This window comes from Candidatus Enterococcus myersii, assembly GCF_017316025.1.
GTDB classification, from domain to species: domain Bacteria; phylum Bacillota; class Bacilli; order Lactobacillales; family Enterococcaceae; genus Enterococcus_C; species Enterococcus_C montenegrensis.
The window spans coordinates 1-20,959 of the sequence record NZ_JAFLVT010000020.1; the positions used below are offsets into that span (position 1 = coordinate 1).

The 20,959-nt window shown below is 35.0% G+C and carries 22 protein-coding genes; 19 read left to right on the top strand and 3 right to left on the bottom strand.

What is annotated here, in order from left to right:
• Window positions 1-39: 39 nt before the first annotated feature.
• The 9 genes from JZO76_RS13175 (at window position 40) to JZO76_RS13215 (ending at window position 8,800) form a co-directional block, all read left to right on the top strand.
• Window positions 40-2,010 (top strand): GH25 family lysozyme, encoded by a 1,971-nt coding sequence (locus JZO76_RS13175; RefSeq protein WP_206905458.1) that lies wholly within the window; start codon window positions 40-42, stop codon window positions 2,008-2,010.
• 99 nt (window positions 2,011-2,109) lie between these two features.
• The gene (gene mltG, locus JZO76_RS13180) at window positions 2,110-3,549 is read left to right on the top strand and encodes an endolytic transglycosylase MltG (RefSeq protein ID WP_206905470.1); all 1,440 of its coding nucleotides are present in this window, start codon (window positions 2,110-2,112) and stop codon (window positions 3,547-3,549) included.
• Between the two features lie 106 nt (window positions 3,550-3,655).
• The gene (greA, locus tag JZO76_RS13185; RefSeq protein WP_206905472.1) at window positions 3,656-4,135 is read left to right on the top strand and encodes a transcription elongation factor GreA; all 480 of its coding nucleotides are present in this window, start codon (window positions 3,656-3,658) and stop codon (window positions 4,133-4,135) included.
• 176 nt (window positions 4,136-4,311) lie between these two features.
• The gene (gene liaF, locus JZO76_RS13190) at window positions 4,312-5,043 is read left to right on the top strand and encodes a cell wall-active antibiotics response protein LiaF (RefSeq protein WP_206905475.1); all 732 of its coding nucleotides are present in this window, start codon (window positions 4,312-4,314) and stop codon (window positions 5,041-5,043) included.
• Window positions 5,040-6,098: a sensor histidine kinase gene (locus JZO76_RS13195; protein WP_206905477.1), complete on the top strand. Its 1,059-nt coding sequence runs from the start codon at window positions 5,040-5,042 to the stop codon at window positions 6,096-6,098. The genes liaF and JZO76_RS13195 overlap by 4 nt, the downstream gene beginning before the upstream one ends.
• A gap of 40 nt (window positions 6,099-6,138) precedes the next feature.
• Entirely contained in the window at window positions 6,139-6,768 is a 630-nt protein-coding gene (locus JZO76_RS13200) for a response regulator transcription factor (protein ID WP_206905479.1), read from the top strand.
• Window positions 6,769-6,870: 102 nt separating this feature from the next.
• Complete coding sequence (locus tag JZO76_RS13205) at window positions 6,871-7,536, top strand: potassium channel family protein (RefSeq protein ID WP_206905481.1); 666 nt, start codon at window positions 6,871-6,873, stop codon at window positions 7,534-7,536.
• Window positions 7,537-7,548: 12 nt separating this feature from the next.
• Window positions 7,549-7,842: a HesB/YadR/YfhF family protein gene (locus JZO76_RS13210; RefSeq protein ID WP_206905484.1), complete on the top strand. Its 294-nt coding sequence runs from the start codon at window positions 7,549-7,551 to the stop codon at window positions 7,840-7,842.
• A 22-nt stretch (window positions 7,843-7,864) separates the two neighbouring features.
• A complete protein-coding gene (locus tag JZO76_RS13215) occupies window positions 7,865-8,800 on the top strand; it encodes a glycosyltransferase family 2 protein (protein ID WP_206905488.1) in 936 nt (311 codons plus the stop codon).
• Between the two features lie 139 nt (window positions 8,801-8,939).
• On the opposite strand, the gene JZO76_RS13220 is transcribed toward JZO76_RS13215, so the two are convergent.
• The 3 genes from JZO76_RS13220 to JZO76_RS13230 all read right to left on the bottom strand — a co-directional run bounded on the left by JZO76_RS13220 (window position 8,940) and on the right by JZO76_RS13230 (window position 12,106).
• Complete coding sequence (locus JZO76_RS13220) at window positions 8,940-10,064, bottom strand: hypothetical protein (protein WP_206905491.1); 1,125 nt, start codon at window positions 10,062-10,064, stop codon at window positions 8,940-8,942.
• A gap of 150 nt (window positions 10,065-10,214) precedes the next feature.
• Window positions 10,215-11,159: a phosphoglycerate dehydrogenase gene (locus JZO76_RS13225; RefSeq protein WP_206905494.1), complete on the bottom strand. Its 945-nt coding sequence runs from the start codon at window positions 11,157-11,159 to the stop codon at window positions 10,215-10,217.
• A 137-nt stretch (window positions 11,160-11,296) separates the two neighbouring features.
• Entirely contained in the window at window positions 11,297-12,106 is an 810-nt protein-coding gene (locus JZO76_RS13230) for a DUF1189 domain-containing protein (protein ID WP_206905496.1), read from the bottom strand.
• Window positions 12,107-12,261: 155 nt separating this feature from the next.
• Between JZO76_RS13230 and JZO76_RS13235 the strand changes: the two genes are divergently transcribed.
• From JZO76_RS13235 to JZO76_RS13280, 10 genes are all read left to right on the top strand, one after another.
• Window positions 12,262-12,702 (top strand): GtrA family protein, encoded by a 441-nt coding sequence (locus JZO76_RS13235; protein WP_206905498.1) that lies wholly within the window; start codon window positions 12,262-12,264, stop codon window positions 12,700-12,702.
• A 99-nt stretch (window positions 12,703-12,801) separates the two neighbouring features.
• On the top strand, window positions 12,802-13,407 hold the full coding sequence (locus tag JZO76_RS13240; protein WP_206905499.1) for a superoxide dismutase: 606 nt from the start codon (window positions 12,802-12,804) through the stop codon (window positions 13,405-13,407).
• 64 nt (window positions 13,408-13,471) lie between these two features.
• The gene (locus tag JZO76_RS13245) at window positions 13,472-13,951 is read left to right on the top strand and encodes a GNAT family N-acetyltransferase (RefSeq protein WP_206905510.1); all 480 of its coding nucleotides are present in this window, start codon (window positions 13,472-13,474) and stop codon (window positions 13,949-13,951) included.
• Window positions 13,952-14,032: 81 nt separating this feature from the next.
• Window positions 14,033-14,233 carry a cold-shock protein gene (locus JZO76_RS13250; protein WP_206905513.1) on the top strand — a complete coding sequence of 67 codons (201 nt, stop codon included), beginning with the start codon at window positions 14,033-14,035 and terminating at the stop codon, window positions 14,231-14,233.
• 100 nt (window positions 14,234-14,333) lie between these two features.
• A complete protein-coding gene (gene tagD / locus JZO76_RS13255; RefSeq protein ID WP_206905516.1) occupies window positions 14,334-14,732 on the top strand; it encodes a glycerol-3-phosphate cytidylyltransferase in 399 nt (132 codons plus the stop codon).
• 128 nt (window positions 14,733-14,860) lie between these two features.
• The gene (locus JZO76_RS13260) at window positions 14,861-15,916 is read left to right on the top strand and encodes an ABC transporter ATP-binding protein (RefSeq protein ID WP_206905518.1); all 1,056 of its coding nucleotides are present in this window, start codon (window positions 14,861-14,863) and stop codon (window positions 15,914-15,916) included.
• Between the two features lie 42 nt (window positions 15,917-15,958).
• Entirely contained in the window at window positions 15,959-16,768 is an 810-nt protein-coding gene (locus JZO76_RS13265; RefSeq protein ID WP_206905521.1) for an ABC transporter permease, read from the top strand.
• A 156-nt stretch (window positions 16,769-16,924) separates the two neighbouring features.
• Window positions 16,925-18,040 carry an LCP family protein gene (locus JZO76_RS13270; protein ID WP_206905524.1) on the top strand — a complete coding sequence of 372 codons (1,116 nt, stop codon included), beginning with the start codon at window positions 16,925-16,927 and terminating at the stop codon, window positions 18,038-18,040.
• Between the two features lie 372 nt (window positions 18,041-18,412).
• Window positions 18,413-20,548, top strand: a complete 2,136-nt coding sequence (locus JZO76_RS13275) for a penicillin-binding transpeptidase domain-containing protein (protein ID WP_206905527.1) — start codon at window positions 18,413-18,415, stop codon at window positions 20,546-20,548.
• 126 nt (window positions 20,549-20,674) lie between these two features.
• Entirely contained in the window at window positions 20,675-20,956 is a 282-nt protein-coding gene (locus JZO76_RS13280; protein WP_206905529.1) for an AAA family ATPase, read from the top strand.
• The last annotated feature ends 3 nt before the right edge of the window (window positions 20,957-20,959 follow it).

The window sequence follows — 20,959 nt, forward strand, 5'->3', positions numbered from 1 at the left end:
AGATATTGACTCAAATCCAATATATAGGGGGAGGATAAAGTGCAACGAATAAAAAAATGGATAATTGGTATATTGGCATGTGGGTCATTATTAACTGCAACAACAGTATATGCAGATGATAAATTATCCAATGGCAGCAAAGAGGAATTAACTGCAACAATAGTATCAGAAGAAATGGAACGTGATTCTTTAGAAAATATAAATGAACAAAATGATAATGAGATTGTATTGGATTCAAGCGGGAATAATCAAACCGATAACTCGGTTGTTCAAAATGATGTGTATACTTCAACAACAGCTTCAGAAACAGATAAAGATCTTGAAAATTATCTACAGCGAACTGATGATTTATTTCCTTTACAAGAAAGTCGCTCGGATTTAAATGGATCAGCAGGGAAAAGAAATTTACGTTCTTTAGGGAGAAGCTCGTTTTCGATTCCAATAATTAACGCAGGAGAAGCTGGTCGGCCTAGATTTGACTTTATTGATGTATCGTCTTGGAATAATAACTTGAAAGTTTCAGACTATGTAAAAATTAAAAATTATGGTATTAAGAGCGTAATTGTTAAATTAACTGAAGCCACTTCTTACCAAAATCCTTACGCGGCTGATCAAATAAAAAATGCACATGCGGCAGGTCTCAAAGTTCATGTATATCACTATAGTTGGTTTACCAGTGTAGCAGCTGCAAGACGGGAGGCGGAATATTTTGCCGCCCTAGCAAAAAAATTACAGTTATCGAGTAGTACTATCATGGTAAATGATATTGAAGAACCCAAAATTATAAATAGTGGCGATCATACAACAAACTCGCAGGCTTTTGCACAGCGATTGAGCGAGCTAGGCTTTAAAAATACTATGCATTATGTAGGACGCAGTTGGGTTGATACAGGGAAAATTAGCGCACAAAAACTCGGTATGGAAAACTGTTGGGTAGCGCAGTACCCATATAATCCTACCAATCATTGGAACACAGATTTCAGTGCGTGGCAGTGGACTTCTCAAGTAGTGTTTCCCGGCGTAAATGGCGTCTTTGACATGTCGGCGGACTACAAAGGAAAATTTACCGGTAATCTACAAGGAGACGCGATTAGAGATCAGCGTTATGTAACGATTTCGAAAGGTAATTATTCTATTTGGCAAAATTTTTCATGGAAAAAACGTTCAACTTCAGATAACTATTTAAATAAAACTCTCGAGGTTCGGTATCGGTACGATCATCTTAACGGTTCAAGTTATTATTCACTTTATGATAATAACGGCAGTTGGGTTGGCTATCTGAATAAAAGTGCAACAACCACTGGAGCAGGGGGACAATTTGGTAAGATATTTTCAACAAATAATTATGTGAAATTAAATGCCGATGCAAAACTATATACTAACAAAACATTAAGTAAACAAAAAAATATTTCTGATACAATGAAAAATGAAGTTTATTCATCAAAATATTACTATGTAGGGTTTAACGGAAAACGTTATGATTCAGTTTATGATATAAGCGGGACTTGGCTAGGCTATGTTGAAAATATCCTTTTAGACAAACAGGGAAATCAGGGGCCAACGCGATCATTTCATCAATACGTTTCAATTAGTAGTAAAAATTATGATATTTGGCACAACTTCTCTTGGAAAAAAAGAGATGCGTCTTCAAATTATTACCAACAAACTGTAAATGCAAAATATATTTATGAACATACAAATGGCAGTGGCTATCTTTCGCTTTATGATAAGAATAATAGGTGGATTGGCTACATTAATAAAAACGCAACAAGAACAACAGGAAAACAAGGGGTGGCATTTGCTTATAATAAGACAGTAAAAATTAAGCGGAAAAATTATAGCATCTGGCAAAACTTTTCTTGGAAAGAAAAAAACAAAAGTAATAATTATTTGAATCAAAACGTGATTGCTAAGTATCAGTATAGACATCTTAATGGTGCAACTTACTATTCACTGTATAACAACAATGGTGTCTGGCTAGGTTATATCAATGCAGATGCTACAAAATAATTATTGATAAATTTTTAAAATAATAAAAAGCATTTCACTCCTTCTTACTTTCGTGTATAATGATACAAGCTAGTATCATGAAAGTAAGGAGGAGTTGTTTTGTCTAAACAACATCCGGAAGAAGAATCTTTTAAAGACAAGATTTTAAATTCGTTAAATAACTCAGATGAGGAAACTTCAAAGAATGAAAGAAGTTCAACTCGTCAAGGTCAACAAAATAGAAATAGTTCGTCAAATGGTCAACGAGATCGTTTGAATGTTTCCAAAGAATCAGTTGGCGCAAGAAGAAGTGGTGGAGCAAAAAGCAATTCACCAAGTACTAAAAAAAATACGCCATCAAAAAAGGATGCAAAAGAAGTAAAAAAAGTGTCTGCTAAAAAGCAGCCTAAAAAAGAAAAAGCGGACACGAATACAAAAGTACCACTTAGCACGTCTTCAGATGAGATGCAGCGCAGAAAAATGCGTCAAAAAGAAGACCGCATCGTTAGTAAAATTGTGACGGTTGTTGTGGTTGCCTTATTAGTTATTGGTGGTATTTTAGGCTTTTCTGTTTATCGTTATGTTTCAAGTAGCTTACAACCTTTAGACACTGATAGTAAAAAAACTATTGCAGTAGAAATTCCAAGTGGTTCATCGAATAAACAGATTGGTGAGATTTTGCAAGAAGACAAAGTGATTAAAAGCGGTATGGTATTTAATTACTATACAAAATTTAATAACTTGACTGGGTTTCAAGCGGGCAGTTATCATTTTTCTCCATCTATGACATTAGAAGAAATTAGTAAAAATCTACAAGGTGGGGGCGCCGGAACTGCAGGTGCAGATGCGAAGTTAACTATTCCAGAAGGCGTTGATATTGATAAGATTGGTGATATTATTGCCAAAGATACGAAAATTAAGAAATCCGAATTTATCGATTTGATGAGGAATGAAGATTTCTTTAAGAAAACACAAGCGAAGTATCCTGATTTATTAGCGAGTGCGGCGAAAGCTAAGGGAGTTCGTTATCGCCTAGAAGGCTACTTATTCCCTGCGACGTATGATTATTATAAGACTTCGTCATTAGAAGATATCGTAACCCAAATGATTGACAAAACTAATACTGTAATGTCAGCATACTACGATACAATTAAGCAGAAAAATATGGATGTACAAGAGGTTCTAACCCTTGCTTCTTTAGTTGAAAAAGAAGGGGTAACAGAGACGGACCGTAAAAAAATTGCGCAAGTATTCTTTAACCGGATTGCCGCGGGGATGCCACTACAATCAGATATTTCCATTTTATACGCTTTAGGCGAGCATAAAGAAAAAGTTTACAACAAAGATTTACAAGTAGACTCACCTTATAATTTATATACTAATACTGGGTATGGTCCAGGACCGTTTGATAGTCCAAGCGAACAATCAATTAAAGCAGTCTTAGATCCAACACCAAATAATTACTATTACTTTGTTGCAGATATTAAAACTGGTAAAGTTTATTATGCTGAAACATATGAAGAACATTTGGCCTTAGTTGAAAAATATGTAAATAATTAAATAAATGACGTTTACATTTTAAAAAAAGCATGGTAACCTTTTCGATATTAATTGCGAAAAGGTTACTATTTGCGATTTTAGAGTTGAAAATGAAGGAGAAATTACCATGGTAGAAAAAGTTTATCCAATGACAGTTGAAGGTAAAGAAAAATTAGAACAAGAATTAGAAGAATTAAAGACTGTAAAACGAGGCGAAATTATTGAGCGAATTAAAATCGCACGTGGATTCGGTGACTTATCAGAGAACTCTGAATATGAGTCTGCTAAAGATGAACAAGCATTTGTGGAAGGTAGAATTACCACATTAGAAAATATGATTCGTTTTGCCCAAATTATTGACAACGATGGGGTCGATAACGATGAGGTCTCCCTTGGAAAAAAAGTAACGTTTGTAGAACAACCTGATGGTGACGAAGAAGAATATACAATCGTTGGTAGTGCTGAGTCAGATCCGTTTTCTGGCAAAATTTCTAACGATTCACCAATTGCACAAGCTTTAATTGGCAAAAAAGTTGGTGATGAAGTAACAATTCAAACTCCTGGTGGTGACATGTTAGTAAAAATTACAAAAGTTGCACAGGCCTAATTAAACTAATTAAAAAACTTCTGAAACTTTTTGTTTCAGAAGTTTTTTTCATTCTCTAGACCGATTTTATTTATTCTGATTTTCGTTATGATAAAATAGAAATGTTGTAATGAAAGTTAATGAAAATTGTAGGAGAGTTTCTTTATGAATAAAATGATTTATAGGAGGTGGAGAAGTTGAAAAATCCGTGGCGTTTTTTTCTTATAGTAGAGGCACTATTGCTTCTTTATGCTCTTTGGCAAGTTTTCAATAGTCCACCACTTTTTATGTTGCTACTTTTTGGTATCCTTTGTTTGTATTTTGCCAGTCGCGGAAAAAAACAAGGTCGAAGAACGAATTTTCGCTTGGTTGTGGGCTGTTTAGCTGTTTTTATTAGCTTGTTAAATAATCCAGCAGTCTGGTTGATGTTGGTGTTTGGTGTGTTATTTATTGGTTTAAAAGGTGTAGAGTTAACAGGAATAGATCCGACTAAAAATGCTTTTTGGAAGAAAAAGCAGATGGTAATGGTGGAAACAGAAGCTCCAGGGTTACATCCTGATAAGCGCCAACGACAAAATTTGTTTGGGAATGAAAGAATTGGTAATCAAGTTTTCGAGTGGGATGATATAAATATTAATATGATTTCTGGAGATACTATCATCGATTTAGGAAATACGATTTTACCAAAAAGAGACAATATTATTATGTTGCGAAAAGGTTTTGGCAGAACGCGAATTTTAGTGCCTTTAGGTATTGGTATTGCGTTAGAACATGGTGGCTTTATTGGTAATGTGACTTTTGTGGGAGAACAAACTCCGCTTCGCAGCGAGAGAATTACGGTATATAGTGAAGATTATGATACGAGTGAGCGCCGAATTAAGATTTTATCCAGTACGTTGGTTGGGGATATTGAGGTGATTCGGGTATGATGGCAAAAATTTCCAAAGGGATGATTGCATTATATACCGGTATTGCAATTTTTATTACGCTGATTTTAGTTTTGTTTTCTTATCTTCATGCCAATAATGTAAAGAATTGGTGGTTGGTTTCCTTACAGACACGTATTTTCTTTTTACCTTTAATATTTTATATTTTAGCGATTTCAGTCGGTTTTGGGATTGTCACCTACATTTTGATTTCTTTATTTCGCAAGAGTTCTTACGGCGGCATCGAAGAAAAATTAAGGTTGTTAGTGGCCGGAAATTATGATTCTGACTTGCTAGGTGAACCATTATCACATTCTAAAGAAAATCATTATTTAACAGCGATTGATCAAGATATTACACAAATTGGCAAAAAAATGAATGAGCTTTCAACGGAATTACAGGTGCTAAATAGCCGACCACAATTAATGGATGGCCAAACAAAAGAAGAAATTTTGGAAATTGAACGTCACCGCTTAGCCCGGGAGTTGCATGATTCTGTTTCACAGCAACTTTTTGCAGCAATGATGATGTTATCTGCTTTGAATGAGCAGGCAAAAAAAATGGAGCTACCAACGCTACAACAAAAGCAGCTACAAATGGTATCTGATATTATCAACGCTTCCCAGTCGGAAATGCGGGCCTTACTGCTACACTTGCGCCCGGTTAATCTTGAAGGGAAAAGTTTGAAACAAGGTATTGAACAATTATTAAAAGAATTACAATCCAAAATAAAAATCAAGCTAAAATGGGAGGCAGAAGAGATAACTTTGGCGCCGACTATTGAAGATCAGCTTTTTCGGATTGTTCAAGAATTATTATCGAATACATTACGTCATGCCAAAGCAGATGAGTTAGAAGTTTATTTGCACAAAGTTGGTCAAAATGTTTTATTGCGGGTAGTTGATGATGGTGTGGGATTTGATACAAGCGAGCAAAATGCTGGAAGTTATGGTTTAATGAATATTAAAGAGCGTGTCGCCAGTGTTGGTGGAACATGTAAAATTATCAGTTTTAAAGGACAGGGAACCAGTGTGGAAATAAAAATTCCAATTGTCTAATTTTTTATCGTTACGGGTTTCTTTAAAGGAGGATGTTGGTGTGATTAAAGTTTTACTTGTGGATGACCACGAGATGGTGCGTTTAGGTGTATCTTCTTATTTATCCATTCAAGATGATATAGAAGTTGTAGGTGAAGCTGAAAATGGCCAAATTGGTTATGAAAAGGCGTTATCTTTAAAACCAGATGTAATTTTGATGGATTTAGTGATGGATGTCATGGATGGTATTGCGTCAACTAAAGCTATTTTAAAAACATGGCCAGAAGCCAAAATTTTAATTGTTACCAGTTTTATTGACGATGAAAAAGTTTATCCTGCTATTGAAGCAGGTGCGTCTGGTTATTTACTGAAAACATCTACGGCCCATGAAATAGCCGATGCAATTCGAGCGACTTACCGGGGCGAACGAATTTTAGAGCCAGAAGTTACAAGCAAAATGATGAATCGTTTAACGAATAAAACGCCAATTTTACACGAAGATTTAACAAATCGGGAAAGAGAAATTTTATTATTAATTGCACAAGGAAAAAGTAATCAAGAGATCGCTGATGAATTATTCATCACCTTAAAGACTGTGAAAACACATGTCTCGAATATTTTATCAAAATTGGAAGTTGAAGACCGAACGCAAGCGGCTATTTATGCCTTTAAACATGGACTAGCCAAATAAAACAAAACCTCTTCGATAGCACAACGAAGGGGTCTTTGTTATACTAGCTACATAAGTTACGATAGCTGTTTTAAATAAAGTGTACGAATGAAGGAGAATAGAATGAAACAAAATTATGCCATTATTGGTTTAGGGCGTTTTGGAGGCAGTATTTGTCGAACTTTGATTGAATCTGGTCAAGAGGTTTTAGCGATTGATAGTAGTGAAGATCGTGTAAATGAATATATGAATATCGCAACCCATGCTGTCGTGGGAAATGCGCAAGACGAAATGACTTTACGCTCATTGGGCATTCGTAATTTTGATCATGTGATTGTCGCAATTGGAGAAGATATTCAAGCAAGCATTTTAGTTACGTTAATGGTAAAAGAAATGGGCGTGCCAAATGTTTTGGCTAAAGCGCAAAACGAATATCACGCCCGGGTATTAGAAAAAATCGGCGCCGATCGTGTTGTGCATCCTGAAAGGGATATGGGGGTAAGAATAGCCCATAATCTCGTTTCTAAAAATATTTTAGATTATGTTGAATTATCAGATGACTATTCATTGGCAGAAATACGTGTGACCAATCCCAAATTTTATGATAAGACATTGGCAAACTTGAATTTCCGCCAAAATTTTGGTTTAACGGTAGTCGGTATTCGCCGGGTTAACGGCAAAGTTGTTGTTTCTCCTACCGCCGATGAAATCGTTTTAAAAAATGATAATCTTTTGGTGATTGGTGAAACAGACGACGTGGATATTTTAGATGAAAAAATGAATGATTAGTGAGGGATATTAATGAAAATAACAATAACACCAGCAGCGGCAAAATGGTTTAAAACAGAATTAACAGTTGATGAGGGGATGGGCGTTCGTTTTTACGGTAAAGTTTACGGTAAAACGCAAGTTCACGAAGGTTTTTCAGTTGGGATGTCTGTTGATACACCAGAAAATCCAATTGCAAAAGCAACCGCTGATGGGATTTTATTTTATGCCGATGAAGCAGATGAATGGTTTTTCAAAGGCTATGATTTAACCGTCGACTTGGATGAAAAGTTAAATGAACCTAAGTATTTATTTACAGAAGACTAAACTATTATAGGAGTTTAAGCAAATGCTTTTGTCGGTTATTGTACCGTGTTTTAATGAAGAAAAAAGTTTGCCTTACTTCTTTGCTGAAATGGCAAAAATTGAAGAAGTGCTGCCATTAGATGTGGAATACATTCTAATCGATGACGGATCTACTGATAAGACTTTGAAGCTGATGAAAGAATTGTCAGTAAAGAGTGGTGGAAAGGTTCATTATTTTTCATTTTCTCGTAATTTTGGCAAGGAGGCTGCAATATATGCGGGGTTACAAAATGCCAAAGGAGACTATGTGACATTAATGGATGCTGATTTGCAAGATCCACCGCAATTATTAGTGGAGATGTATGATTTATTAGTGGCCCATGATTTAGATAGTGTCGCTACCAGAAGAAAAAACCGCGCTGGTGAACCTAAGCTTAGGAGTTTATTTGCGCGCTTATTTTATTATTTGATGAATAAAATTGGCGAGACTGAACTCGTGTCTGGTGTCCGTGATTTCCGACTTATGACAAGGCAAATGGTAGATGCTGTTTTGCAAATAACTGAATATAACCGTTTTTCTAAAGGAATTTTTAGTTGGGTTGGTTTTAAAACAGAGTACATTGCTTATGAAAATGTCGCACGTGTTGCGGGTAAAACTTCTTGGTCTTTTTGGCAACTTTTAAAATACTCGATGGATGGGATCGTGAATTTTTCTGACTTACCACTAAACATCGCTTCTTTTGTAGGTGCTTTGTCGTGTTTTGGCTCTGGTATTGCCTTGATTTTTATTGTTGTACGGGCCTTATTGTTTGGCGACCCTACCAGTGGCTGGCCTTCTATGGTTTCCATTTTTCTATTTGTGGGGGGCTTACAGTTACTTTGCTTAGGGATTATCGGGAAATATATTGGCAAAATATTTTTGGAAACAAAAAAGCGACCCCATTACTTAGTAAAGGAGTCAGATAAAAATAGACCGTAAAACCTTGTTGAAAAACTGACAGTTCGTTAGCTTTTCAACAAGGTTTTTTAGATTCTTTCGATATCAATAAATGACGAAAAAAAGAGTTGATTTAAGATAAAGTTGCTATCCTTAGAAAGTTATTCTAGTGGATATTAAATTACTTTGTACCAGTTGCATTAATATAACCTATCCAAGTTCCGCCTGGAGTGTAGATAGAATAATACAAAGAGCCGTTAAAATGTCGATACATGGTTTTGGCAATATAAGTTTTATTTAGACGATTTTTTGTGCTACTTTTAATTTTCCAGTTGAAGTTTGAATATATATTGTAATTTTTACTAATAATTCTTACTTTTTTATTCGTAGAAATGTAAGAACCTTGTTGTCCTTTGCCTTTATAAGTTCCTTGGGAGTTAATATAACCTACCCATTTGTTTTTATTGTTTACAATAGAATAATACGTATTGCCATTGAAATGGGTATATTTTCCTGTAACTTTGTAAGTGTGGTATTTTAATGAAGTATATTTACTAGCTACGGTCCACTTATTAAAATTTTTGTAACTGTTATAGTTTTTCATAACAGTTATATATCTATTTTCTGGTTGCCAAGTGCCTTGAGCACCAGCAGCAATTTTGGTAGCTCTGCTATCGATGTAGCCCATAAAATTGTTTGTGTTATCTATAATAACATAATAAGTAGCCCCGTTAAAGTGATTGTAACTAGAGGTTACCTTATATGTTTTATTAACGAGTTTTGCGCCGATGTTTTTTTGAGGCCATTGACTGCTAGGATAGTAATGAGTGTTGAAAACATTATCAGGATCCCATCCAAGAGTACGATATGAGGGCCAAGCTTTATTTACAGTAATATATCTATTTTCGTTAAAATAGTTTCCTTCCTGACCATTGGCTATAGAGATAGCATTTACATTAATGTATCCGATGAATTTTTTTTGGTTATTTTCAAGTCGAAAATAACTTTCTCCATTTTTTTTATCAATTTTTTCTGTTATCTTTAAAGTTATATTTAAAAATTTTCCTGATTTTCCGATCTGTTTTTTAAAACTAGTGTCTTGCCATAGGCTAGAATCTTTAGTTACATTCCCATAGCTTTCCAGGCTTTGCTTTGTTTCCAGATTTTGGCTTACAGCAGTTGTCTCTGAACTGCTAGGGTAATTTGATTGGTCAGTATGTATCATTGCATCTGCTTTGATTTCGCCCCATGTGCCCCAAATACCTAACATTGATAAGATAATAAAATTAACAACATTCTTTTTCATTATTATTGCTCCTTTTTTTTGAATTCGTTTTCAATAATTCTAGCACTATTAAAAAGTAAATGCGAGAGCATTAAACTGCACAATAATAGTACATGTTGACTATATTAATCTTTATATAAAAAAGGATGAGTATAATTCATAGGTTCATATTTAGTAACCTTTTGTAAGATCAACTTGATTTTGGCTGACAGCTTGCGTTTTAACAAAGGAGTCAAGATTTTTCAAAAAGATCCTCATGAATTTTTGCTGGAAATGTGGTACCATGCCAGCAATATGGGGGGTAATCAAAATGTTATCTAGCTCCCATAGGGGACTATTAGAAGCAAGTGGCTCTTCTTCAAAGACATCTAATGCGGCATAGGCAATTGTTTGTTCTTGTAGGGCTTTAACTAGGGCAGGTGTATCCACGCTGGCACCTCTTCCGACGTTAATAAAAGTAGCCGTTTTACGGAGTAGATTAAAAAATTCTGTGTCATACAGATGATACGTTTCAGCGGTGAGGGGAAGAATGTTGACAATGAAATCAAATTGTTGAGCTATTGTTTTTAGTTCTGAAATTGCATGTGTATTCGTGAAATTTTGGGCACTGTGGCCAGAAGTATTAATTCCGGTGGGATGATTACCAAGTATATTCAAAGTTCCAGCGAGTTCTTGGCCAATTTGACCAGTACCAACAATCAAAATTTTTTGTTCTTCTAATTTGCCATAAAAAATAGTTTGTTGCCATTTTTTATGACGTTGGCCAACAGCTGCTTCATTAAAGCCTCTAAGGCGCATCAAAATTGTCGTTAAAACGTGTTCACTAATCGCTTCTTTGTGAATACCTTTTGCATTCGTCAACAAAATATTTTGCTTTTTAAAATCTTGAAGTGGAAGATAATCAACTCCCGCGGAAATACTTTGTACCCACTTTAAGTTGGAATTAGGTGCTAGTAATTTATCCCATTTTTTTTGCCAACCGATGGTAATTTCCACTTGTTGCCAAGCTTCAGTTGTAGCGATTTCGGTAATAAAATCATATTCTGGCGCAATTTTTTTTATTTCATTAATCAATTCTGGTTTAAAAGGGCGACTGGATAAGATATATTTCGTCATAAAACTTCCTCCTTTATGTACATACATTTATTGTAGCAAAGGAAATTAAAAAAGACGCTTTTCAAGTTTTGTAGGACTCTAAAAGTTAGATTTTTAAGCTAACTTTTAGAGTCACTACATTGAAAGGCGTCTTTTATTTAATTTGATTTTTGTTCTTCTTGCGGGATTTTTTTAATGACTTGATTAAAGATAAATAAAGTTGCAATCAAAATGAACATGGTAGCATCGAAATTCATTGTCACAAAATGGATAATTGCAGTTAAGATCACAGGTAAAGTTGCAGCGAAAACTACAATTTTAAAATTCTCAAAGCTACTTAGTTTTAGCCGTCGCATTTTTGTTTGCAGTGTTGCACCGAGTGTTGCAAACAATAAGGTGACAAGTAAATTCACAACGCTAGGGTAAAGTGAAACTAAAAAAGCAATCAGATACATCCACCAAGGAATCTTAGTGTCTTGTAAATAATCTCGGATATGACTACCAGATAAAGAAGCAAGGGATGCTTCAGAATAAGGTATAACTATTTGATTGTCACCAAGTAGTGCAGAACTTGCGCCGGTACTTGGCATTGCTACAACTAAATCATCTTTTAAAAGACCGATACTAAGAAAGTTTCCTACCATATCTGTTGTAATATCTTTGGCAGTTCGTTTGCCTTGCGGATCAAAGGTGAAAATAATCGAATCAGTTTGGTAGATAAATCCTTTTTCTTTTGCATCCGCTGGTTGTAACTGGTTCTTTTCAATTGTAAAATCAGGTAGCTTAGCGGCAATTTTTTGGCCATCATGTTGAATATCGTGAAAAACACTGCTAACCTTATAGGCCAGAGGTAATGTAAGAATAGCGCCTAAGATAAAAATATAGCCAATCACTTTACCAAAGGCTAATTTTTTTGCTGCAAGTAACTCCCGAAACTGGAAAAAAGAACTTTTCATTAAGTGTAACATTCAGAGCAGGACTCCTTTTTATAAGTATTCAATCCATTCTATCGAAGGTCTGGGGCTTTTACAAGGAGAATTGATTAAATATCTTTGAAATTAGTAGTTTCTATTTTAGTTTTTGTTTATTCTTATATTTAGTAGAAAAATAAAGAGGTACTTAAATGAAATATTATTTGCAATTTAAAACGAAAATGAAGCGACGTCATTTATGGGAAGTTTTTATCTATTTATTTTTTGGCGGACTAGCTACTGTTGTAAATTTTGTTATCTATTTTTTTGCGCGTGATGCTTTTAACTTAAATTTATTTAATTCTAATTCAATTTCATGGTTAGCTGCTGTACTATTTGCTTTTGTAACAAATAAGTTATGGGTTTTTAAGTCAGAATCAGAAAACTTTTTTGAATTAATAATCGAGTTTGGTAAGTTCATTTTTTATCGCATTGTATCCTATGGACTTGACATGGGAATGATGTTTCTTTTCGTTGATAGCCTGGAAATCGCCGATTTTTGGGCAAAACTAATAACGCAAGTTGTAGTTGTCATTGCTAACTATCTTTTTAGCAAATTGTTTATTTTTAAATCAAAAGATAAAGTGGTTTAAATGTTGCTCAAATTAATTAAATTGAGGCATATTTTTTGAATAATTGACTTTTCTCTGATAGTGTTTACATTGTAAATAACATTTAGGAGGATTTCGAAAATGGCTTATACTTTACCAGAATTACCTTACGCATATGACGCATTGGAACCTTATATTGACGTGGAAACAATGCACTTGCATCATGACAAACATCATAATACTTATGTGACAAATTTAAATGCGGCTTTAGAAAAATATCCAGAATTAGCAGAAAAAAGTGTGGAAGAATTGATTGCTTATATGGATGAAATTCCGGCTGATATTCGTACCGCTGTTCAAAATAATGGTGGTGGTCATGCTAACCATACTTTCTTTTGGGAAATTATGGCACCAAATGCTGGCGGAGCGCCAACAGGCTCTTTAAAGGATGCCATTGATGAAACTTTTGGTTCTTTTGAAAACTTTAAAAATGAATTTAAAACAGCCGCTACAGGGCGTTTTGGTTCTGGTTGGGCTTGGTTAGTAGTAGATAATGGTAAATTGGCGATTATATCAACAGCTAATCAAGACTCTCCTTTAATGGAAGGTAAGACACCAATTATCGGTTTAGATGTATGGGAACATGCTTATTATTTAAAATATAAAAATGTACGACCAGATTACATTGCAGCTTTCTGGGAAGTTGTAAATTGGGATAAAGCAAACGAACACTTTGAAAAAGCATAGTAAGTAGTCTAAAATGTGATGAAGGGAAACTTTCATCACATTTTTTTATTTTGGAGGCGTTGAGGTGGAGAAAAAGAAGGTTGAAACACAAAAAGATATCCAGGCTTTGTATCCTGTCGTGGTCGAAATTTGGCAAGAATGGTTTACGCCGATAATTGGCGCAGAACAGGTTGATTTTATGTTGCATAACTATCAGTCAGAAAAAAATATTGCGGATGAAATTAAAAACGATGTGCATTATTTTGCCTTAATACGAGAAAATGAAATAATTGGCTACACTGCCTATGAAATAAAAAAGGAAGTTATTTATATCAGCAAACTTTATATTAAAAAGCAATTTCGTGGGCAAGGCTTAATGCGTCAAGTCTTTGATTGGTATGATAGTATCAGTGAAAAACTAGGCTTGAAACAGCAATTGCGAGTGAATCGGGATAATGCACAGTCTGTGGCAATTTATAAGCATCGCGGCTTTAATATTGTTGCCACCAAAGACGATGAAATTGGTCAAGGCTTTATTATGAATGATTATATTTTGGAAAAATAAAGTTTGCTACCGCTTTCAAATTTCGTTATAATTAAGTGACGGAATATCCGTTAATTATAATTTTTGGAGGCTACACGAAACATGGAACAAGGAAAAGTGAAATGGTTTAACAACGAAAAAGGGTTTGGCTTTATTACAACTGAAGGTGGCGATGATGTATTCGTACACTTTTCAGCAATTCAAGGGGATGGCTTTAAAGCATTAGAAGAAGGCCAAGATGTTGAATTTACCATCGTTGAAGGCGCTCGCGGCCCACAAGCAGCGGAAGTAACTAAATTATAATTTAGTTTTTAACCGGATTTTGATCCGGTTTTTTTATTTGGTTGCCTTTTTAAAGCTTTTTTGCTATCTTCGTTATAAGAAAAAGAAACGAGGGAAAGACATGAAACGTGTTATTACTTATGGAACTTTTGACTTATTACATTATGGGCATATTAATTTATTGCGCCGTGCGAAAGAGCAAGGGGACTATTTAGTAGTTGCTTTGTCAACAGACGAATTTAATTGGGATGAAAAGCAAAAAAAATGTTATTTCAGTTATGAAAAACGCAAACAATTACTAGAAGCAATTCGTTATGTGGACTTGGTTATCCCAGAAGAAGGTTGGGATCAAAAATCAAGTGATATCGAACTTTATCACATTGATAAATTTGTGATGGGAGACGATTGGGCTGGTAAATTTGATTTTCTACAAGAAGAAACAGATGCAGAAGTTATTTACTTACCACGTACGCCAGAAGTTTCTACGACACAGATAAAAAATGATTTAAAACTAAAATAAACAAAAAAGTCGAGATTTTTCTCGACTTTTTCATATTTTTGTTCTATTTTATTAGAGGCAGTTTTGCCCAACAACTAAAATATGGTATGATGTAGCGTGAACTATTTCAAGTCAATATCTGGTAAAGGATGAAGATTTTGGAAAATAATATTAAAGTAAGAAGCACTCTTGTCACCAAAGAGTACGATTTGTACAAAAAGAAATCCGATAAAGTAAAAGCGTTGTTCAAATTTTATCACCGAAATGTCCCACGCTTTTGGGCACTAAAAGGCGTCAGTTTTGAAGTGAAAGCCGGCGAGTCAGTAGGGATAATCGGGATAAATGGTTCGGGTAAGTCAACTTTATCCAATATCATTAGTGGAATTATTCCACCAACATCAGGCACGATGGAGGTAAATGGTGATACTTCTATTATTGCTATTGGCGCCGGTTTAAAGCCACAATTAACGGGTATTGAAAATATTCGCTTAAAAGCATTAATGACCGGTCTGACTAATAAGGAAATCGATGCGAGAATGGGAGAAATTGTTGCTTTTGCCGACTTAGGTGATTTTGTAAATCAACCGGTAAAAAGTTATTCTAGTGGGATGAAATCCCGGCTAGGTTTTGCGATTGCCGTTCATAATGACCCTGATATTCTTATTATTGATGAGGCTTTATCAGTGGGTGATGAAACTTTTTATCAAAAATGTGTCGATAAAATTATGGAATTTAAAGAACAAGGCAAGACTATCTTCTTTGTCAGCCACTCACTTCCTCAAGTGGAAAAACTCTGTGATAAGACAATTTGGATGCATTACGGTGATATGCGCGCGATAGGACCAACAGATGAAGTAATGGCGGATTATCGGGAATTTATTAATTGGTTTAAGAAACTATCGAAAAAAGAACAAAAGGCATATCAAGACAAGTGCAAAGAAGAACAAAAATCGTTTAATCTGGATAAACTTGCAGATAATGCTAAAAGTGATCAACATTTGGCTGCCCAGCACTTGTCAGAAGTTCAGGTCAATAAGAATTTAAAACGAACGCCATTAGGTGATAAAATGACTGGAATAACGAAAGCTATTCTAATTGGTGCAATTACCGTAACCACTTTTTTTTCATTAGTATCTTTTAGTGGCCGTTCATTGACCCATGCTATTAAGCATCCCGTTGATACGATTGTACAAGTTTTTAAATAAGGATGGCTAATTTTAGTCGTTGTCATGTAAAGGAAGATTTTAGTGAAAGAAATTTGGTTGATAATTAAAGAACAATTTCAACATCTGGGCATGATTTTTCGGATGTCTCGCTATGAAGATAAAGCCACTTATCAAAGCCATTATTTGGGTCTTGCTTGGCAGATTTTAAATCCTGCGATTCAAGTGGGAATTTATTATTTGGTATTTGGGATTGGTATGAATGGGAATCGTAAAATTGACGGAGTTTCATTTTTTGTCTGGATGATTATGGGGATTACAGCGTGGTTTTATACGAATACTTCAATTTTAGGAGCGTCTAATTCCATTCATCGCCAAGTAGGCATGGTTGCCAAAATGAAATTTCCGGTGAGTGTATTACCTACAATCAATATTATTAGTAATCTATCCTCCTATTTTCCAATGCTTGCGATTGTAATCGGTGCGCTTTTGTTATCTGGCGTTGCGCCGACCATTTACTGGCTTCAGTATATATACTATTTTATTTGTATGGTAGTATTCTTATTTGCCTTTGGTATTTTGAACTCAACAATTACGGTGTTAATTCGAGACTACCACATTTTTTTACAATCCGTTTTAAGATTGTTGTTTTATGTTTCTGGTACTATTTGGGATATTAATAATCGTAATTTACCAGTCTGGTTAGTTAAAATTTTGAAATTAAATCCGATTTATTATATTAACGATGGTATTCGGGATTCTTTCTTAAGTCGCGCTTGGTTTTGGGAAAAAGCAAATTATACGCTGATTTTTTGGGGAATAATTTTAATTTTATTAATTCTTGGTAGTCATCTGCATATGAAATTCAGAGCACGTTTTGTCGATTATATTTAGTAAAAGAAGCGATCTTTTTTGGTCGCTTCTTTTCATTTATGTTGCAAAAATATTAAGTTTGAGTAATAAACGTAAACTTAGATTGCCGAAATAAAAGAAGTGTGGCAAAATTTATACGATATTCAACAAATGAAAAAGTTAACTAAGAGGTGTCCAATGCGTTTATATCAAAAAATTATTTTGGGAATTGTAGGTCTAATTACGGTTGCAGTTTTAGGCGCTACTGCTTATGGCATTAAAATGTATCACGATGCGAATAGTTCGTTTAATGCGATTGTTGAAAAAATTGATCGAAAAAATAGTCGCCACGTTTCAAAAGCTAATATCGATAATACGGAGCCGTTTTCAATTTTATTAATGGGAATTGATACGGGAGCTCTAGGACGAACAGAACAAGGGCGTTCTGATTCTATGATGGTAGTAACGGTGAATCCTGCAAAAAAACAATCAACGATTGTTAGTCTAGACCGTGATATCTATACGCAAATTGTTGGCTATGGTACGATGGATAAATTGAATCACGCCTATGCTTTTGGTGGTGTAGAGATGGCAATGGATTCTGTTGAGAATTTGTTAGATGTTCCATTAGATCATTACGTATCTATCAACATGCAGGGGTTAAGAGATTTAATTGATGCTGTTGGTGGTATAACAGTTGATAATAAAATTGATTTTACGTTAGAAGGAGTCCATGTTCCCAAGGGGAAAATTAAACTCAATGGTAAAACGGGTTTAGCTTATGCCAGAATGCGGAAACAAGATCCTCAAGGGGATATCGGACGACAAAAGCGACAACGTGAAGTTATTACTAAAATTGTCAATAAAGTAATGAGTCTTGATAGTGTCGCAAACTATCAAAAGATTTTAAAAGCGGTAGAAAAAAATACAAAAACAGATCTTTCTTGGGAAGATATGTTAGATATCGCCAATAACTATATTCCAGCCTTTAAAACAATCAAACAAGATCAACTCGAAGGTGAAGGACAAATGATCAATGGCATTTATTATCAAATGCTGGGTCTTAATCAAGTCCTGGAAATGCAAAATAAATTAAAAACGGAATTGAATTTACCGACAAGTGAAACTTTGCCAACTGGTGATGAATATACAAGCGGCTATGCTCAAGGTCAATTTTACGATGATACAAACCAAACTGCAGAAGCTGATGGTTCTGTTCAAAATGTGACCGGAACAGAAAATTATGGTGATGGTAGCCAAGATGGAAGTAATACTGGTTATGATCAAAATTACGATGAGCAAGCGGCCTATTAATTAAACTTAAAGATAATGTGAAGGCAATCCTTTGAAATAGGATTGTCTTTTTTATGTGTAGAGCAATTAGTGGGGAGCAGCAGTGATAGGGCTGCTTTGAAAATATAATTATTTTTACTTACCCACAATTTTATAAAAATAAAAGCTTACTAAAAGTAATGTTTCACGATTTATGAGAAATGATTTGATACTAAAGTCTGAAATTCATGCATTTTGTTTAGATAAAATTAAAAATATAATTATTCTTGTGGAACATTTTAAAAATACTTAGAAAACAAGCTTAAGGTTTTATTTATTTAGTGAATAAAACTGTATTATCAATGTTTTTTTGGTAAAATAAGACGGTACTGATGTTTTGGAAGGATTTGACACATGAAAGATCTTAAAAATAAATTAACACGAGCCCATATTGAAAAAAAATTAAAAGATGGACGAGCACCTTCAAAAACGGCGCCTCGTTCTCATGTTCCGTTTCGCTTGAATTTCCTTTTCTTTATTATTTTCGCATTGTTTATTGCTTTAATTGCGCAATTAGGTTATTTGCAAATTGTAAATGGCGATAATATTGCAACGCAACTAAAAGCCTCGTCGACAATTAAGATTAAAGGAAGTACACCACGGGGCATGATTTATGATGCAACGGGAAAACCATTGGTATCAAACGAAGCAAATCCTGCGATTACCTTTACCCGGGGTAATACTATGTCAGCTGAAGATTTACTAAAAATCGCCAATCGCTTAAATGAATTAATCGACGTTCCAATTGAAAAAACATTGCAAGAGCGCGATTTAAAAGATTATTGGCTGGCGAATCCTGAAAATCTAAAAAAAGCCAATAGTCGTTTGAGTGCAAGTCAAAAGTTGATCACCGATCAAAGTAAACGTTACGCCTTGTTAGTTGATAAAGTTTCGGATAAAGAAATTCAATTTGATACAAAACAAAAGAAAGCTGCGATGATTTTCAAAAAAATGAACAGTGCATCGGCACTAAATACTGTTTATATTAAAAATCGCGATGTTACTGATGAAGAACTTGCTATTGTAGCAGAACGGGCAAGTGAGTTATCTGGAGTTTCTACAGGTACGGATTGGAGCAGAGACTATGCTCAAAAAGGCTCGCTGCGCAGTATTTTAGGCAATGTATCAACTGAGACAACGGGGTTACCAGCAGAAGATTTAGAGAAATATCTAGCAAAGGGCTATGCTAGAAATGACCGGGTTGGGACAAGCTTTTTAGAAAAGCAATACGAGGATGTTTTACAAGGAACAAAATCTCAATATGAAGTGATATTAGATCGACAAGGTAATATTTCTAGTCAAAAAGAAGTCTCACCGGGAGCAAAAGGGGATAACTTAGTGTTGTCGCTAAATGCAGAATTTCAAAAACGGGTTGAGAATATTTTGAAAAAGAATTACCAAGGATTAATCGATGCTGGAAAAGCTGACTATTCACCGGGAGCCTATGCTGTGGCGATGGATCCCAATACCGGTGGTGTGTTGGCGATGGCGGGTTTCTTACACAAAGAAAAAAGTGATGATTTAGAAGAACATGCCCTAGGAACTGTGCAGTCAGCTTTTGTACCAGGGTCTGTTGTTAAAGCGGGAACGCTAACGGCAGGTTGGCAAAATGGTGTCTTAGATGGCAATGAAGTTTTGTATGATGAACCGATCAAAGTTAACGGTACCGAAATAAAGGCTTCTATTTACAATAAAGACGGCAGTGGCAGTCGTAATTTGTCTGCCCGTAAAGCATTGGAAATTTCCTCTAATGCTTATATGATGAAAGTGACCTTTAAATTACTGAATATGAATTATCAGTATAATGTTTCAATGCCTTTAATTGATAAACAGGTGAAAGCTTATGATGCGTTACGCAAAGCATTCTCAGAATATGGGATGGGCGTAAAAACAGGAATTGATATTCCCAATGAAGAAGATGGTATTTCTACACCAATTCGTTATTTGGATTCACAAAACAATGGTGGTAGTGTGCTAGATTTATCTTTTGGACAGTTTGATACGTATACGCCAATGCAACTGGCCCAATATGCAGCAACTGTTGCAAATGGCGGTAAAAGAATTCAACCTCATCTCGTGAGTGGTATTTATGGCAATGATACAAATGGTGGACTAGGTAACTTGAAAAAAGCCATTCAACCGAAAGTTTTAAATACAGTTAATCTTTCGAAAAACCAAATGGATATTATTCAAGGTGGTTTTTATGATGCCGTTCATGGCAACGATCCTTTTACTACGGCTACTGCCTTAGCTGGAGCAAAAATGACGGCCTCTGCTAAAACAGGTACTGCCGAAACGGCTGTTTATAAAGATGGCAAAAAAATTACCGATACCATTAATAGCAATATTGTGGCCTATGGTCCGTCTGATGATGCAAAAGTAGCAATCAGTGTCATGCTACCAAATTTAAAAAATGACGATGACCATGTCAATGTAACAACCGCTAAAGAAATTATGGATGCTTACTATGATCTTTACATGAACAACTAAAAAGTAAGGGGTGTGACAATTTTTGTCAGGCCTCTTATTTTTTGTTGCCTTATTTGTTGTTGTTACTTGTCAAGTACAGATGTTTGCGCTACTGTTAGGGAGACATTTTTAAAGGGAGTAAAAATCATGAGTAAAGACTTTGAAACGCAGCTGAATTTATTACGGACAAAATATGGTAGTTTAACAATGGCAGAAAGACGGCGTATTTTGGAAAAAGTGCGACGTAAAAATCTTTTCAGCTATCGAAAATTGGAACGCTTAAAGCACGAACTCCTACGCTTAGAAGCAAAAAGAGCACAATTGGAGCTTGAAGAAGAACCAGCTGAGTTAACGGAGCTTGAACAAAAAATTGTGGCGCGCAAAGAAATCTTTTTAAAATTATTATGTGAATTTAAACAAAAGGAGTAAGGC

Excerpts from the sequence above, each read along its gene's own strand:
- JZO76_RS13225 (WP_206905494.1), bottom strand. The coding sequence starts at position 11,159 with ATGACGAAATATATCTTATCCAGTCGCCCTTTTAAACCAGAATTGATT.
- JZO76_RS13235 (WP_206905498.1), top strand. The coding sequence starts at position 12,262 with ATGAAATATTATTTGCAATTTAAAACGAAAATGAAGCGACGTCATTTA.
- JZO76_RS13260 (WP_206905518.1), top strand. The coding sequence starts at position 14,861 with ATGAAGATTTTGGAAAATAATATTAAAGTAAGAAGCACTCTTGTCACC.
- greA (WP_206905472.1), top strand. The coding sequence starts at position 3,656 with ATGGTAGAAAAAGTTTATCCAATGACAGTTGAAGGTAAAGAAAAATTA.
- JZO76_RS13280 (WP_206905529.1), top strand. The coding sequence starts at position 20,675 with ATGAGTAAAGACTTTGAAACGCAGCTGAATTTATTACGGACAAAATAT.
- JZO76_RS13215 (WP_206905488.1), top strand. The coding sequence starts at position 7,865 with ATGCTTTTGTCGGTTATTGTACCGTGTTTTAATGAAGAAAAAAGTTTG.
- tagD (WP_206905516.1), top strand. The coding sequence starts at position 14,334 with ATGAAACGTGTTATTACTTATGGAACTTTTGACTTATTACATTATGGG.
- JZO76_RS13205 (WP_206905481.1), top strand. The coding sequence starts at position 6,871 with ATGAAACAAAATTATGCCATTATTGGTTTAGGGCGTTTTGGAGGCAGT.
- JZO76_RS13250 (WP_206905513.1), top strand. The coding sequence starts at position 14,033 with ATGGAACAAGGAAAAGTGAAATGGTTTAACAACGAAAAAGGGTTTGGC.
- JZO76_RS13230 (WP_206905496.1), bottom strand. The coding sequence starts at position 12,106 with ATGTTACACTTAATGAAAAGTTCTTTTTTCCAGTTTCGGGAGTTACTT.
- JZO76_RS13275 (WP_206905527.1), top strand. The coding sequence starts at position 18,413 with ATGAAAGATCTTAAAAATAAATTAACACGAGCCCATATTGAAAAAAAA.
- JZO76_RS13270 (WP_206905524.1), top strand. The coding sequence starts at position 16,925 with ATGCGTTTATATCAAAAAATTATTTTGGGAATTGTAGGTCTAATTACG.
- JZO76_RS13220 (WP_206905491.1), bottom strand. The coding sequence starts at position 10,064 with ATGAAAAAGAATGTTGTTAATTTTATTATCTTATCAATGTTAGGTATT.
- JZO76_RS13240 (WP_206905499.1), top strand. The coding sequence starts at position 12,802 with ATGGCTTATACTTTACCAGAATTACCTTACGCATATGACGCATTGGAA.
- JZO76_RS13210 (WP_206905484.1), top strand. The coding sequence starts at position 7,549 with ATGAAAATAACAATAACACCAGCAGCGGCAAAATGGTTTAAAACAGAA.
- JZO76_RS13195 (WP_206905477.1), top strand. The coding sequence starts at position 5,040 with ATGATGGCAAAAATTTCCAAAGGGATGATTGCATTATATACCGGTATT.